The organism is Cohnella thermotolerans DSM 17683 (genome assembly GCF_000429825.1).
Classification (GTDB): domain Bacteria; phylum Bacillota; class Bacilli; order Paenibacillales; family Paenibacillaceae; genus Cohnella; species Cohnella thermotolerans.
In genome coordinates this window covers 11,799-27,512 of sequence record NZ_AUCP01000073.1, presented here as the reverse complement: position 1 = coordinate 27,512, position 15,714 = coordinate 11,799, and the positions used below count along the sequence as shown (strand labels likewise).

The following is a 15,714-nucleotide window of genomic DNA, read 5'->3' as shown; positions in this document are numbered from 1 at the left end:
GAAGCTTGGCAGGCCATCCAAAGAACAACGTGACGCCGATGATCGAAAGCAAGAGAAGCAAGACGCTGCACAGCGCAATGCGATCGAAGGAAAGTTCGGCGAAGGCAAACGCAAGTTGGGTTTGGGCCGAATTTGCTCCCGCGGTGCTCATACAAGTTTAACTGTCATCGCTATCCAGTTTCTGGTTATGAACCTGGAACGGCGACTGCGGGTTCTTTTTTTCTCTTTTTTCAGATTCATTGCGTTCCGTCCGATTTTTTGCATGAAAACCGCAAAGAAAATCACGGTCTAGGCTCATGCGTTGGGAGCAGCTTAAATTGATCTTGTTCAGCAAGCCCTACAATAATGTGAAACGGCTCCGAAAGTCCTCGCCAAAATTTGAAAACGCTTACCCCTTCTTTTGTTGAATGTCATGTTTTCTTTCATAATTGGCGATCGTTTTTTAAAAAAAATAAATTTGGGTCTGTCAAGGAAGCAATGTATATTAAATACAATTTTCGTATAAATACGTGCAATATAATATGAAATTATGTTCAAAATATTAAGGGATTGGAGGTTTGTTTGATGAAAGTATTTAAAATTTTGTATAAAAATGCAATACAACTTCAGGAGCGATGCTGCGAGATGGAGAGAATTTTTCCTTTGACCAACTTTCTTTCCGAAAATAAAATTATGAAAATTTCGCAGTTTAAACCTTCGATATTTTATAGAAAATGTCTATTGATCGCGCCGTTTTGACTAAATAACGTTTTAACGCGGTGAACGTTTAACCCGTATTTGCGGTGAAGCTGCAAGTTGAGAGCATAAGAAAAAAGTCATAGATTTCATAGAAATTATGCAGTATAATGGGCTCCAAATAGGAGTGCACATTTGTAAACTTTGAATTTTTCATTTGTGTATACTCTAATACGATACATAGGGGAGAGATTGGGAATGAAGTGATGATTTTTGTTATTTTATATAACATTTATCTTACCTATAGTTGACCTGAGGGTTCGCGCAGCAACGAATTTCCTGCGGAAAGTCCGTCATCGTATCTTTACTCTGACATAACCGCTTATATCGAACTAGACGTTCTTACTTGATGCTTTTACTTTTTGATCATAACGAGAAGAGGGGTTGGAAGGAATGAAGGGGAAGAAACTTTTGACAACGGCGCTCGCATTCGCGCTCGTTGGCGTATCGCTTGCCGCCTGCAGCGGCGGCAACAACAACAATACGAGCTCTCCCAGCAGCTCGCCTAGCGGCAGCCCGTCCGCCAGCGGCTCGGCCAGCGCAAGCGCCAGCCCGACGAGCTCGGGTACGCCGAAGGAATTCCGTTTTACGCTGGTCGAACCGCCCAGCCTCGATCCGTCTCTCCTGAAGGACGCTCAATCGATCATTGTCGGCGACGGCCTGTATGAAGGTCTTACGCGGCTCAACAACGCCGGCGAACCGGAGCCTGCGGCAGCCACCAATTGGGACATCTCGGATGACGGCAAAACGTACACCTTCCACATTCGCCAAGGGATGAAATGGAGCAACGGCGATCCCGTTACCGCCCACGATTTCGAATTCGCGTGGAAGCGCACGCTGGCGAAGGAGACGGCCTCCGATTACGCCTACTTCCTTTTCTACCTCGTGAACGGCGAGAAGTACAACGCCGGAGAAGCTTCCGCAGACGATGTCGGCGTCAAAGCGCTGGACGACTACACGCTGGAAGCGAAGCTGACAAACCCCACCCCTTACTTTATCAGTCTGGTCGCGCACAACTCCTATTGGCCTGAAGACCAGAGAGTCGTAGAAGCGAAGCCGGATTGGGCTTCGGAAGCGTCCTCGATCGTGACGAACGGACCGTTCCTGCTGAAGGAATGGGAGCACGGCAGCACCATGGTTCTGGAGAAAAATCCGGATTATTACGACCAGGCCAAAGTCCACTTCGACAAAGTGTCTATTACGATGGTCGAAGAATCTTCCACCGTCTTCAACATGTATCAGACGGATAAAATCGACTGGATCGGCGCGCAAGCGGGATCGGTGCCGGCCGATCAAGTGGAGAAAGTCATTGCGGACGGCTCCGCCAAAGTCCAGCCGGTCGCTTCCGTCTACTACTACGAGTTCAATACGACGAGGAAACCGTTCAACAACGTGAAGATCCGCAAAGCGTTCTCCTTGTCCGTCAATCGTCAGTCCCTTATCGACAATGTGACCAAAGCGCAGCAAACGCCGGCATTCGGCCTGGTGCCGCCCAGCATCGCAGGCGTCGACGGCAAGAAGTTCCGCGAGCTCTATCCGGACAATTACTTCACGGAGAACGTGGACGAAGCGAAGAAGCTGCTGGCCGAAGGATTGGCGGAAGAAGGCCTCTCCAAGCTGCCCGCCATTACGCTGCTTTACAACACGGACGAAACCCACAAAGCGGTCGCGGAAGCCGTCGCCGACATGTGGCGCAAGAACTTGGGCGTCGAAGTGAAAGTGACGAACCAGGAATGGGGAACGTTCCTCAACACGCGGTCCGCGCAGCAGTTCGATATCGCGCGCTCAGGCTGGGGCGCCGACTTCAACCATGCGATCAACTTCACGTACGACCTGATTCACTCGAAATCCGGCAACAACGACGGCAAATACAACAATCCGGAAGTCGACAAATTGCTGGATGAATCCATTACGGCCACATCGGAGAAAGACCGGCTGGATAAGATCGCCCAGGCGGAGAAGATCGCCTTCGCGGACGATATGGCTCTGTTGCCGCTCTACTACTACACCACCGTAACGATGCTGAAGCCCGGCTTTACCAACGTCAGCTCGGATTACAAAGGCGACCTGGATTGGGTATTCGGCGACAAGCAGTAATCTAAATCGTTCATAATCTTGGCAGCTACGAACGAAGGGTATATATAGAATCCCTATATATACCCTTTTTACTGTAAACAACAAGAAGGAAAAGGCGGTGAGACCGTGTGATTCGCTATATTTTGAACAAATTCATCTTTATGTTTCTGTCGCTGTTTGTCCTTGTGACGGCCACCTTCGCGCTGATGAACGCGGTTCCGGGCAGCCCCTTGCAGTCCGAGAAGGCGACGACCGAACAGATTCAGAAAAATATGGAAGCCTACTACGGTTTGGATAAACCGCTCATTCAGCAATACGGCCTCTACTTGAAGAAGCTGGCTCAGTTCGATCTCGGCATCTCCATGAAGAAACGGTTCCAATCGGTCAACAAGATGATCTCCCAATCGTTCGGCTACTCGCTGCGGCTCGGCATTGTGTCGATCATCACGTCCGTTCTCGCCGGATGCGTGCTCGGCATTATCGCCGCCATGTATCACCGCAAGTTCCTGGACAACCTGGCCATGGTCATCGCCGTCATCGGGCTAGCCATCCCCAGCATGGTCATGGCGCCGCTATTGCAGTATTTATTTTCCGTCAAATTAAGAATGTTTCCCGTCACCGGACTGAAAGAGCCGCTCGCTTATGTGCTGCCGACGATCGCGCTGTCTTCGGTGTCGATCGCTTTCATTGCCCGTTTGATCCGCGCCACGATGATCGAGGTGCTGCACGCCGACTTCATCAAGACGGCCAAAGCCAAGGGCCTTGGCGGACATCTGATCGTATGGCGTCATGCGCTCCGCAATTCGATGCTTCCCGTCGTTACGTATCTGGGCTATCTGGCGGCCAACGTCATAACCGGATCGGTCATTATCGAACAAATTTTTGCCATTCCCGGCATGGGGAAATTTTTCGTGCAATGCGTCATCGACAGAGACTACCCGCTCATTATGGGGACGACGATTTTTTACGCCGTCCTGCTCATCGCGACGAGGTTCCTTGCCGACATCGCTTACGTGCTCGTCGATCCGCGAATTCGAATATCCGCCGGAAAGGTGGGAGGATAAGCCATGCAGCAGGAAATCAACTTGAACACGGCTTCGAACGCGTCGCCCGACCGGTTTATGAAGATAGGACGAGATCCGAACCGCGCCGAGCGAATCGAGCGCAAGAGCCTGACCGCTTGGCAAGACATCCGCTATCGCCTGTTCGCCAACAAGCTGGCCATGTTCGGATTGTATCTGATGATCGCCATCGTGCTGATGGCTATTTTCGCCCCCTTGTTCTCGCACTACAACTATTTCTCGAACGATCTGGACCATACGAACCAAGCTCCGAGCTTCAAGCACTGGTTCGGAACCGACGACCTCGGACGCGATATGTACGTCAGAACGTGGAAAGGCGCGCAAGTGTCGCTGTTCGTCGGCGTTGTGGCCGCTTTGATCGACCTGTTCATCGGCATCGTGTACGGCGGAATCATGGGCTACTTCGGCGGCAAGGTGGACGAGATCATGAACCGGATCGCCGAGGTGCTCTATGCGATTCCGTATCTGCTTATCGTCATTCTGCTGCTTGTCGTCATGCCGCCCAGCTTGACGACCATCATCGTCGCGATGTCCATTACCGGCTGGATCAACATGGCCTGGATCGTGCGGGGCCAAATCATGCAGCTGAAAAATCAGGAATACGCTCTCGCCTCCAAGGCGCTCGGCGCCGGTTCCTTTCGGATTATTTTCCGCCACCTGATCCCGAACGCCATGGGACCGATTCTGGTGACGCTCACCTTGACCGTTCCCGGAGCCATGTTCACCGAAGCGTTCCTCAGCTTCCTCGGACTCGGCGTCCAATCTCCCGTCGCCTCCTGGGGCACGATGATCAACGACGGGGTCAAAGCGATGACCGTTTATCCGTGGCGTCTGCTGTTCCCCGCCCTGTTCCTCAGCTTATCGATGTTCGCCTTCAATGTGTTCGGCGACGGTTTGCGGGACGCGTTCGATCCCAAGTTGAAAAAATAACGGAACATGCAGAAAGGAGGTCATGCCAGATGAAAACGATATTGGATGTGCAGGACTTAAGCGTATCGTTCGACGTTTACGGCGGCGTCGTGCAGGCCGTCCGCGGCGTCAGCTTCAGCGTGAAGGAAGGGGAAGCCGTCGCGATCGTCGGCGAATCCGGCTCCGGCAAGAGCGTAACGGCGCAAACGATCATGCGGTTAATCGCCACGCCGCCGGGCAAGATCAATCGCGGTTCGATTGTGTTCGACGGGCAAGATTTATTGTCCCTGTCCGAGAAAGAGATGCAGAAAGTGCGCGGCAACAAAATCGGCATGATCTTTCAGGACCCGATGACTTCGCTCAACCCGACGATGACGGTCGGGAAGCAGATCATGGAAGGGCTGATGAAGCATCAGCGGTTGAGCCGCTCTGCAGCCAAGAAGCGGGCGATCGAGCTGCTGTCCATGGTCGGAATCCCCCATGCGGAGTCGCGAATCTCTCAATATCCGCATCACTTCTCCGGCGGGATGCGGCAACGCGTCGTCATTGCCATCGCGCTGGCCTGCAACCCGGCTCTGCTTATCGCCGACGAGCCGACGACCGCTCTCGACGTGACCATTCAGGCGCAAATTCTTCGTTTGATGAAGGATCTTCAGCAGCAAACCAAAACATCGATCATTCTCATTACCCACGATCTCGGAATCGTCGCCGATATGTGCGACCGCGTGATCGTCATGTATGCCGGACAAATTGTGGAGACGGGAACGAAGCGGGAAATTTTCCGCAATCCGCAGCATCCTTATACGAAGGGGCTGCTCAATTCGTTGCCCCGGCTGGATCAGGCGAAGGACGAGCCGCTTGTTCCGATCTACGGAACGCCGCCCGACCTGATCAAACCTCCGCAAGGCTGCGGTTTTTGCAGCCGTTGCGACGAAGCGATGCGGATTTGCGAGACCGACGTCCCGGAAATGACCGCGATAAGCGACACCCAAACGGTGCGCTGCTGGTTGCAGCATGTGCGGGCAAGACCGACGGAGATGGACAGCGGCAAGGGGGCGAGCGCATGAGCGAACCGTTTATTGAAGTCCGGGGGCTGCGCAAATTTTTTAACGTTGGGAACAACCGCATATTAAAGGCGGTTCACGATATCAGTTTTACGATCGCGAAAGGCGAAACGCTCGGCCTGGTCGGCGAATCCGGCTGCGGCAAATCGACGGCCGGCCGCACGATGATTCGGCTGTACGAACCGACGGCGGGGAGCGTCACGCTTGACGGCGTGGACGTGACGAAGCTGTCGAAATCCAAGCTGAAGGCGTACCGCCGAAAAATGCAGATGATTTTCCAAGACCCGTACGCTTCGCTGAATCCGCGCTTGACCGTGCTGGACATTATCGGGGAAGCGCTCGACATTCACGGACTGGCGGGCAGCCGCGCGGAGCGCAAGCGGCGGGTGGAGCAGCTGCTGGAAATGGTGGGCCTGAACGCCGAGCATGCTTCGCGCTTCCCCCACGAGTTCTCGGGCGGACAGCGCCAGCGGATCGGCATTACGCGGGCGCTTGCCGTAGAGCCGGAGTTTATCGTCTGCGACGAGCCGATCTCCGCGCTCGACGTGTCGATTCAGGCGCAGATCATCAATCTGTTGATCGACCTGCAGAAGAAGATGGGGTTCACCTATTTGTTCGTTGCGCACGATCTGTCGATGGTCAAATATATGAGCGACCGGGTCGCCGTCATGTACCTGGGCAAGATCGTCGAACTGGCGAGCAGCGAGAATCTGTACGCCCATCCGCAGCATCCTTATACGCAAGCGCTGCTGTCCGCCATTCCCGTTCCGGACCCCGATCTGGAAGCGCAGAAGGAGCGGATCGTGCTGAGCGGGGACCTTCCGAGCCCAGTCAACCCGCCGAGCGGCTGTCCATTCCGAACCCGGTGCCATGCGGCGACGGAGCGCTGCGCGCAGGAGACGCCCGAATTCAGAGAAGTGCGCCCGAATCATTGGGCATCGTGCCATTACGCTTGAATCACGCTAACGGACGGCAAGCGCAATTGCCGCTCGGCCGCGAAGAGAGCGGGCTGTCAACCCGGCGCCTACGTGCGTCCGGGTTGTTTGGCGTTCGCGGCGAGCGCCGGCCGCTCAATCGTGTTCGCGGCCTTTTTGTGATAAAATGTCGTTGAACGATTGAGGGCAGACGCTGTTGAAGGAGTGGACTTGTTTATTGGGAAAATATCGACTTCTGGCGCTGGATTTGGACGGCACGACGTTGAACGACCGAAGCGAGATCAGTGAAGCTAATGTGGAATGGATCCGGCGAGCGAGCGAAGCCGGCGTCACGGTATGCGTGTCGACGGGACGGGGATTTGAGAGCGCGCTTCCGTTCGTCGAGCAGCTCGGGCTCGACTCTCCGATGATCACGGTCAACGGAGGCGAGATTTGGAGCCGGCCGCATGCGCTGCACCGGCGCCGGACGTTGGACGCGGAGAAGGTGCTCCAGCTCCACAAGCTGGCCGAAGCGCATCCGGACGTCTGGTTCTGGGCGTATTCCACGCAAGGCATCTACAACAAAGAGCAGTGGGTGGACGACACACTCGCCCGGGAATGGCTGAAGTTCGGCTTCTACACGGAAGACCTGGCGGTCCTCGGCGCCATTCTCGGCGAGATCCGTGAGTGGGACGGACTCGAGCTCAGCAATTCGTCTCCTTATAACATCGAAGTGAACCCGAAGGGAGTCACGAAGGCGGCGGCGATCGAGGAAGTGTGCCGGATGCTCGGCTACAAGATGTCCGAAGCGGTGGCGGTCGGGGACAGCTTGAACGACCTGGCCGCCATTCGGGCGGTCGGGCTCGGCGTGGCGATGGGCAACGCGCAGGAGGAAGTGAAGGCGGCGGCGGACGTCGTAACCGGAAGCAATCTCGAAGACGGGGTCGCGCAAGTGATCCGAGATTATGTGCTAAGGGCGTGAAGCGCGAATGGAACTCGTAGGATGGATCGTCGTCGTCCTGTTGTTCGCGATCGGCATGGCGGGAACGGTATATCCGGTTCTCCCGGGCGCGATCGCGATTTATGCGGCCTTCTTCGCTTACGGTCTGTTCATGACGTTCCATCCGTTCGGCTTCTGGTTCTGGACGATCGAGACGCTGATCGTGATCGTCCTGTTCGTGGCGGATTATGCGGTGAGCGCCTGGGGCGTCAAGAAATTCGGGGGCTCCAAGGCTTCCGTCGTCGGAAGCACGATCGGCATCATGATCGGCCCGTTCCTCATTCCGGCGTTCGGTCTCATCATCGGACCGTTCGCCGGGGCCGTCCTCGGCGAATTGGTGCACGGATCGTCCATGGACCGGGCGCTCAAGGTCGGCTGGGGATCGATGGTCGGTCTGTTCACGAGCACGGTCGTCAAGATCGTGCTGCAACTGGCGATGATCGCGATCTTTGTCATTTGGTTGATCGTTCATTGAAAGAGGGCATTTAGCTTAGAGCTGCGAGGGAGAGATCGTCGTTGATCAAGGTAACGGTATGGAACGAATTCAAGCACGAGCAAATTCACGAGGAAGTTCGCAAGGTTTATCCGGACGGCCTGCATAAAGCGATCGCGGACGGGCTGGAGCAGGAAGGCGGATTTGCCGTGCGGACGGCGACCTTGCCGGAGCCGGAACACGGCCTTACGGACGAAGTGCTGAGCGATACGGACGTGCTCGTCTGGTGGGGGCATATGGCGCACGACGACGTCGCCGACGACATCGTCGAACGCGTGCACCGGCGGGTGCTGGACGGCATGGGGCTCGTCGTGCTGCATTCGGGCCATTTCTCGAAAATATTCAAAAAGCTGATGGGAACGAGCTGCGATCTGAAATGGCGGGAGGCGAACGAGAAGGAGCGCATCTGGGTCGTCGATCCGGCGCATCCGATCGCGGCGGGGCTGCCCGAATATTTCGAGCTGAAGCCGGAGGAGATGTACGGCGAGCACTTCGACATTCCCGCGCCGGACGAGCTCGTGTTCGTCAGCTGGTTCGAAGGCGGCGAAGTGTTCCGCAGCGGCTGCACGTACCGTCGGGGACAGGGGAAAATCTTCTATTTCCGTCCGGGCCACGAGACGTACCCGACCTACTATCATCCGCTCGTTCGCCGCGTCATCGCCAACGGTGCGCGCTGGGCGGCGCAGCCCGGCGGGGCGAAGCCGGTTCGGGGCAATCATCCGCCGCTTGAAAAGCTGGGTTGATCCGCGGCCATGGTGAAGAAGGATTCGCTTATTAAAGGAACGATCATCCTCGCGGCCGCCGCCATGGTGGCTCGCGTGCTCGGCATATTCCAGCGGGTGCCGCTGGAATATGCCATGGACACGGTTGGCCAGAACGCCTTCGGCTTGGCCAATACCGTCTACTTGCTGCTGCTGACGTTCGCTACGGCGGGCATTCCGACGACGATCAGCAAGATGGTGTCGGAGCGGCTCGAGCTCGGCCGGGAAGCGGAAGTCAAGCGCATTTACGGCGCGGCCATCCGCTTCGGGATCATTGCGGGACTCGTCATTACGGCGCTTCTGCTGCTCGTTGCCCCTTGGTATGCGAGGCTGTCGCACGTGCCGGAAGCGACGCTGGCCATTCGGGCGATCGCGCCCTCGCTGCTGCTCTTCCCGGTCATCGCGATGATGCGGGGCTATTTTCAGGGGCGTCAGTTTATGACGGCGGGCGGCGTCTCGCAGATCGTCGAGCAGATCGCGCGCGTGGCGACGGCCGTCGCGCTTGTTTTCGCGCTGCAGGGATTAGGGTACGACAACAAGATGATGGCGGCGGGCGGCGCGCTGGGCAGCGTGTTCGGGAGCGTCGCGGCGTTTGCGGTCATGTTATGGTACGCCTACAAGCTGAGAGCCGGCGATTCGGCGGCGGGAATCGGCGGCGCGGCATCTTCTTCGGCCTCGCAGGCCGGGAACGGAGGCCCGCCGGTGCTGCGGACGACGCGGGAAATCTACAACGCGATCTTCCGCACGTCCATCCCGATTTTGCTGACAGCGATGACGATTCAATTGATTTATTTTATCGACCAGACGGTTCTCGTGCCGTTGTCCGAGTGGCGGTTCGCAACCGCGACGGCGAAGGAATGGCTGGCGGTACTCGTCACCAACGCCCAGTCGATCGCGGGCATTCCGCCGGTGCTGGCCATCGCGCTGAGCACGTCCATTCTGCCGGTTATCGCCGCTGCGTTCGCGGCCGGCGACGCGGACCGGGTCCGCCGGCAGGGGATGCTGGCAATGAGGATTGCGTTGTTCTCCGGCATGCCGGTCGTGCTTGTGCTGTCCGTCGGGGCGGAAGCGGTCAACGGGCTGCTCTTCAGCTCGCCGGCGGGAAGCGCCATCGTCGCCTTGCTGACGGCAGGGACGATTTTCCAAATTACGATGATGACCTCCAACTCGATTCTGAACGGGCTTAGCCGCCAGCGGACGGCGATGGTTCATACACTGACCGGCATTGCCGTCAAGCTCGCGCTCAGCTTCGCGCTGACCCCGTTCTTCGGCGTTTACGGCCTGGTGGCGGCGACGAGCGTTTGCTTTATTTTCGTAACCGTCTGGAACATGACGACGATCCGCAAGCTGACGGGCGTGAAGGTGCTGGGCGACCGTTGGGCCGGCTTCGCCGCAACCGTTCTGCTAATCGTCGCTGCGGGATCGGCCGTTATTTATTACGGCTTGGAATGGCTGGCTCCGCTAGGCTGGAAATGGCCTTATTTGATCGTAACCTGTCTGTTCGGCTTGATCGTAGGCGTCGCCTATCCGGTTCTGCTCCTCCTGTTCCGGGTCGTGCGGAGCGAGGACGTGGAAGGCTACCCGGCGCGGATTCGCAAGCTGCTGCGGCCCTTCGTCCGGCTGCAGGGAAGGGCGAACGGTTAATTTAATTCCCGGGGAGCAGAGCCGCTTTGGCCATGACGGCCGCTTGCAGCTTCCGCTGGCCGAATTCGTGCTCGCGCGTCATGTCGAACACGAGCGGCGGACGCAGTCCGCGCATGAATCGAAGCGCGGACGGCTCCCCGTAGGCGTCCAGCCAGTCTTCTTCCCGAACCGGCCCCAGCGGCCGGTCGTCCCACGCCTTTTCCAGCCTGGGACTGAACCATCGCTCTATCGCTTCGCCGCCGGCGGCGCGGCCCGGATTCCCGGGCTGCCCGCCGGTTTTGCGTTCCGCGGGCTCCGCGAAGAACGTGCCGGGCCAATAATCGGCCCGGGAGCCGCTGTGCGGCGTCGCTTCGGCGAACGCGAGCGCCCCTTGCCGCACTTTCGGATACGCGTACAGCAGGGCGTAGAGGCTTTTGCCGAAGGCGATGCGCTCCCTGAGGTCGCCGAACCGCTCCAGCACGCGGCCGGCGAGCGGCGTTGTCTCCGCGCCTCCCCCGGGAACCGGAGCGGCCAGAGGGAATACGATCTGGTTGAGCTGCAGCGCGCGCTGCCCCATCAACGCGGCCGAACGCAGCACGCCATCCCGATAGGTCGGATCCTGTACGACTTTGTGCTCGACCACGTGCTGTTCGTTGACGATGAGCGCGACCGTCAGCGTGGCCGAGTCCCGGTCGATCCAGAAACGCTCCCAGAACGGAGCCATAAAGGCGGAGACGCCGAACGCGGGAAGCAACGCGAATCGGCTATTCCCGCTGCGGCGGCTCTCCGCGTACAGCTTCAATTGCGGGTAGGCGTCCCGGAAGATGAGCGCGTTGCACGATTCCAGCATGCGGAACAGCTCCTCCGCCGCCGAAGCGTCGAGCAGCCGCGGGAGCCACTCGCCCCGCAGATCGGTCATCGACCATCCCCCGTTGCGCGAGACGAGGTGGGCGAGCAGCGCCCAATGAAGCTCCGGATAGGCGCGGTACAGGTTCCAGTAACCCGCCGTTCTCGTCACATTGTTGCGGTTCAGCCGCTCGGTCTCCTCGCGGATTCGGGCGACGAGTTCGGCGTTGCCGGCGTTCAGTATCGAAGAAGCGCCGCGGCTTCCCCGCTGCCGCCGCTGCTTGAGCGCCGCCTCCGCGCCGGCGACGGTCGTCCGGCGAATCCGCAGCGGTTCGCGCGGAACCGACAGACGCCACGATCCCCGCAAGCCGCTCGCTTTGGCCGCCCAGCCTTTCGCCAGCGCCTTCGTCAGTTGCCTCCAATTCGTACCTTCGCCCGTGCCGGTTGCACTCATCTCTCCGCTCCTTCCTCCAACGGTCTGCTTAATGGAAGGATTTCCTGTATGGGCGTCGAACTATCCCTATCACGTCACGGCTGCGAAATCTTCGCAGGCGGACGATTCATGAAATGCGGGGCCAATCAGAGGGAGGAGAAGGGATGTTCGCGCAACGTGGAAGACGCTTGGGGCTGGCGCTTGGCGCCTTGCTGCTCGCCTTGCTGGTCGGGTGCCAGTCCGTGGGCGGCGTCAATCTGAACGACATGATGGTGGGCCAGCTTGAGGTGAAGTCTTCGGAGAGTGTCGGCTCGGTGGAGATTGGGCTTGATTGGGACGATCAGAAGCTGGCCGAAGAAGATCCGCAAGCGGCGGAGGCGATCGGCTGGTTTCGCAAAGTGGCGCTGAAGTTCGATCAGGCGAAGATCGACAAATACGGCAACGCCTATGCGGCCGGCACGCTCGAATTGAGCAAGGGAGATATTCCTTTTACGCTGAACAAAGACAAGAGCAAGCTTCTGCTTCAGGTGGAAGGCGCGAAGCGCCCGATCGTTCTGGACGCGCTGGGGACCGGCGCGGAGAGCTTGCTTCCCGGCTTGAACGGGGGAGCGGACGAGACAACCGAAGGGGCGTTCGAGGAAGCGGCCCGGAAACTCGTTCACGAGGTTGCGGCCTATCTGGTCGGCCATTTGCCGAATCCGCCTGTCGTCAAAGTCGAGACGGTCACGGCGCCCATTCACGGGGTATCGACGGAGCTGACGAAGGTCCACGCGGAATTGAACGGCAAGCAGTTGGGCGAGCTGATCCCGTCCTATCTGGACTCGATTGCGGGCGATGAGGACGGATTGCGCAAGCTGTTCGGCGACATCGTTCAGTGGTCGGCCGATTTGCCTCCGGAGCTGAAGCGGGAGATCGGCTTCCCGGAAGAGGAGGCCGCCCCGTCCCGGGAAGAGATCGATCAGGCCGTACAAGAGCTGCTCGGCTTCTTCCAGGAGGCGAGGCAGAACATCGAGGACGCCCGGCAGGAGAAGAGCTGGAACGAGCTGTTCAACGAGGGCATTCAGTTGAAGACGGACTTGTACGTGGACCGTTCCTTGCACTTGCGCAAGGCCGACACCGAGCTGACGCTCTCGTCCGGTCTGCTCGAACAGTCGGGCCTGCCGCTTCGCGGCGTTACTGTCCGCAGCTCGCAGGAGATGTGGAACGTCAACGGCAACGTCGCCGTGCCTTCCTTCAACGTTCCGTTTAATGCGATCGACGGTGAGAAGCTCGGCGAATTGAAGCCGTTCCAGGTCGTGAAGCTGTTCGAGGAAAATTCGACGATCTACCGGCTGCTCAAAAACGATCTTCAGATCGACGACCAGCGGCTGGAGCTCGGCTCCGACTGGGGCGTTCCGTTCGTTACGGCGGGCAACGGCGATTTGTACGTCCCGATCCGCGCGACCGTGGAAGGGTTGGACGGCGAGTTCATCGCCTACGACGCCGGAACCGGGCATATTCGCTTCCGCGACGAAGCGACGCGGCAGGGCGTGCTGCTCCAGATCGGCACCCGCAACGCCAAAGTAAACGGCGAGCCGGTGCGCTTCGCGCATGATATCGTGGCGGTCGACGGCGTCGCCTATGCCAGCGCGGACGATCTGCTGGGCGTCCTGCATGCCAAGTACAGCCTGTCCGAGGGCGAGGACGGCGAAGACACGCTCGTGATCACGAGGGATCTGTAACGATCTCTTGTGGCGGCTCCGGCGAAGGCGTATAATGTCGTTTAACGAGGCAGGCTGCGCCCGGCGCGGCCGCAGAAGGAGGATGAACGACATGGAGAAAATTCGCGACGAAGCCGCATTCCGCAGCAAAATCGGAGAGAGCGGACTGACGATAGCCGTGTTCAAGGCGACATGGTGCAAGGATTGCCACTTTATCGAGCCTTTCATGCCCGAGGTGGAAGCCGCCTACGCCGACCGGCTGACGTTCGTGGAGGTCGATCGCGACGAGCTGCCGGATCTGTGCAGCGAGTTGAACGTTCTCGGCATCCCGAGCTTTATCGCTTTCCGCGAAGGCAAGGAACTGGTCCGGTTCGTAAGCAAGCTGCGCAAAACGCGCGAAGAGATCGAGCAATTCCTCGACCGCGCGGTGGAAGTGTCCAAAGCGATCGCGCCGAGCGCCTGAGCTTGCCGCGCCCCGAACGCACGGGTGAACCCGCCCTTGCGCTCGGGGCTTTTTTTCTACGACGGATTAACCATGCGTCCGAAAAATATCGAGGGCAACCCGCGTTATCGGAGATGCTTAACGAACCCCGTACATCTTATTTGTTCAAAATCACGGGTTTTGAAATTGGAACGAACTCCAGCGTCGCTATTACCGTCAATAGGCGGTATTCTCCCGATTTTTTGCCTCATTAGCGTGGCTGGAGTTCGTTAGAACGGCAATTAAACAATTTAGACGCTCATAAGAACGATACGGTTCGTTAGCGAGGCAAGCTTGGGGTGGCAGGGCGGCTGCTCCTTCGCCGCGCCGCTCTGCAATCCGAAAACGTCGGGTTAGAGAGCGGTGAAGCGTCACTTCTGCTGCTGCAGCCCGCCAATGACCGGCTAGAGCTCGCCAAGTGTATGAAAAAACGCCCTCCCACGGATGGGAAGGCGAAGTTGGACACGGGCGTTGACGCCGCAACCGGGGAACGGCTCGGCTTACAGGGCGCTGCCTCCGAACAGGAAGCGGTACTCCCAGTGTTTGCCCTGAATCGAATCGATGCGCACGCCGCCCGATTCCTTGGAATAGGTGTGCAGAATTTGTCCGTTGCCGAGGTAAATGCCGACGTGCGAGATGCGGGTGCCGAACGGGTCTTTATTGGCATAGAGCGACGGGCTTGTCCCCTGATAGTCCATAAAAAACATCAGATCGCCGCGCTTCAGCTTCGTCCAATCGGTTGTCACCGCGGATTTCCCGCGCACGTACGCCCCCTGTGAAGCCGAATCGGCCGGCAGCGTAATGCCGAGCGCGTCCTTGAACGCTTGACGCACCAAATCGGAGCAGTCGAAGGTCGCCGTCGTATTGCGGTCCGACCCGTATTCGTAAGGCGTCCCGAGATACTTCATGCCCGCCGCGATGACGGCTTCGGCTTGAGCCGACGCCGAAGCTTCGTTCGGGACGCCCGAGCCGGACGAGGAGCCCGCGCCGCCGGAAGACGAACCGGAGCCGCTGCCCGCGGGAGCGGAAATTTCGCCCGTCAGCTTGATGTACTGCGACGACGTGCTGACGTAACCCGCTTGGCCGTTCGCGTCCGTGACCGCGTACCAACAGTCGTTTACTTTCGAAGTGACGGTCACCCGCTCGTCCTTTTTCAGATAGCGAATACGCTCTCCCGACAGGGAAGGCGCCTTGCGGAACGATACGCTCGACACGATGACGGCGTTCGCTCCTGCGGCCTCTTCTTCCGCAGGGGAAGAGATGATTTTAACGTAGGATGCCCTGGAAGATATGTAGCCGACTTGGCCGGAACCGTCCCTGACCTTCAACCAGTAATTGTTCGTCTTTTCCAGCACGGCGACCGATTCGCCTATTTTCAAATAACGCATGACATCGGACGAGGTGCTCGGAGCCGTGCGGAAACTGACGGTCGATACGATCCGGGCCGAACCTTCCTTAACGGACGCATTCGCGGCGACGGGAACGGCTGCGGCCAGCATCGAGGCGGCTAGCGCGATCATCAACTTCTGTCTCATGTCTTTCATTCCTCCCATGAAAGGTTGTCGATGCGACAAGCTTCGCTCTGTCAACGTCCATT

The 15,714-nt window shown here is 58.2% G+C and carries 14 protein-coding genes; 12 read left to right on the top strand and 2 right to left on the bottom strand.

From position 1 onward, the window contains the following. The 10 genes from G485_RS26565 to G485_RS0114280 form a co-directional block, all read left to right on the top strand. Nucleotides 1-292 (top strand): transposase (locus G485_RS26565; RefSeq protein WP_156922240.1); only part of this gene is annotated, 292 nt, incomplete at its 5' end. A gap of 836 nt (nucleotides 293-1,128) precedes the next feature. After that, nucleotides 1,129-2,832, top strand: coding sequence for a peptide ABC transporter substrate-binding protein (locus G485_RS0114320; protein WP_027093123.1), 1,704 nt, complete (start codon nucleotides 1,129-1,131; stop codon nucleotides 2,830-2,832). A 107-nt stretch (nucleotides 2,833-2,939) separates the two neighbouring features. Continuing rightward, on the top strand, nucleotides 2,940-3,875 hold the full coding sequence (locus G485_RS0114315; protein ID WP_027093122.1) for an ABC transporter permease: 936 nt from the start codon (nucleotides 2,940-2,942) through the stop codon (nucleotides 3,873-3,875). Between the two features lie 3 nt (nucleotides 3,876-3,878). Beyond that, on the top strand, nucleotides 3,879-4,823 hold the full coding sequence (locus G485_RS0114310) for an ABC transporter permease (RefSeq protein WP_027093121.1): 945 nt from the start codon (nucleotides 3,879-3,881) through the stop codon (nucleotides 4,821-4,823). 29 nt (nucleotides 4,824-4,852) lie between these two features. Then, nucleotides 4,853-5,869: an ABC transporter ATP-binding protein gene (locus tag G485_RS0114305; RefSeq protein WP_027093120.1), complete on the top strand. Its 1,017-nt coding sequence runs from the start codon at nucleotides 4,853-4,855 to the stop codon at nucleotides 5,867-5,869. Next, a complete protein-coding gene (locus G485_RS0114300; RefSeq protein WP_027093119.1) occupies nucleotides 5,866-6,822 on the top strand; it encodes an ABC transporter ATP-binding protein in 957 nt (318 codons plus the stop codon). Before G485_RS0114305 ends, G485_RS0114300 begins: the two co-directional genes overlap by 4 nt. 196 nt (nucleotides 6,823-7,018) lie before the next feature. Next, nucleotides 7,019-7,762 carry a Cof-type HAD-IIB family hydrolase gene (locus G485_RS0114295; RefSeq protein ID WP_027093118.1) on the top strand — a complete coding sequence of 248 codons (744 nt, stop codon included), beginning with the start codon at nucleotides 7,019-7,021 and terminating at the stop codon, nucleotides 7,760-7,762. Between the two features lie 7 nt (nucleotides 7,763-7,769). Beyond that, the gene (locus tag G485_RS0114290; protein WP_027093117.1) at nucleotides 7,770-8,255 is read left to right on the top strand and encodes a DUF456 domain-containing protein; all 486 of its coding nucleotides are present in this window, start codon (nucleotides 7,770-7,772) and stop codon (nucleotides 8,253-8,255) included. A 41-nt stretch (nucleotides 8,256-8,296) separates the two neighbouring features. Further along, a complete protein-coding gene (locus G485_RS0114285; RefSeq protein WP_027093116.1) occupies nucleotides 8,297-9,016 on the top strand; it encodes a ThuA domain-containing protein in 720 nt (239 codons plus the stop codon). A gap of 9 nt (nucleotides 9,017-9,025) precedes the next feature. Further along, nucleotides 9,026-10,678, top strand: a complete 1,653-nt coding sequence (locus tag G485_RS0114280; RefSeq protein ID WP_027093115.1) for a putative polysaccharide biosynthesis protein — start codon at nucleotides 9,026-9,028, stop codon at nucleotides 10,676-10,678. Between the two features lies 1 nt (nucleotide 10,679). Here the strand turns inward: G485_RS0114280 and G485_RS26560 are convergent, their stop codons facing one another. Then, nucleotides 10,680-11,957, bottom strand: coding sequence for a DUF2515 family protein (locus tag G485_RS26560; protein WP_051318291.1), 1,278 nt, complete (start codon nucleotides 11,955-11,957; stop codon nucleotides 10,680-10,682). 143 nt (nucleotides 11,958-12,100) lie between these two features. On the opposite strand from G485_RS26560, the gene G485_RS0114270 reads away from it, so the two are divergent. Both G485_RS0114270 and G485_RS0114265 read left to right on the top strand, forming a co-directional pair. Then, nucleotides 12,101-13,657, top strand: a complete 1,557-nt coding sequence (locus G485_RS0114270) for a stalk domain-containing protein (RefSeq protein ID WP_027093114.1) — start codon at nucleotides 12,101-12,103, stop codon at nucleotides 13,655-13,657. A gap of 34 nt (nucleotides 13,658-13,691) precedes the next feature. Beyond that, a complete protein-coding gene (locus G485_RS0114265) occupies nucleotides 13,692-14,099 on the top strand; it encodes a thioredoxin family protein (RefSeq protein WP_156922359.1) in 408 nt (135 codons plus the stop codon). A gap of 518 nt (nucleotides 14,100-14,617) precedes the next feature. Here the strand turns inward: G485_RS0114265 and G485_RS0114260 are convergent. Then, entirely contained in the window at nucleotides 14,618-15,652 is a 1,035-nt protein-coding gene (locus G485_RS0114260; RefSeq protein ID WP_027093112.1) for a C40 family peptidase, read from the bottom strand. Nucleotides 15,653-15,714 lie beyond the last annotated feature (62 nt).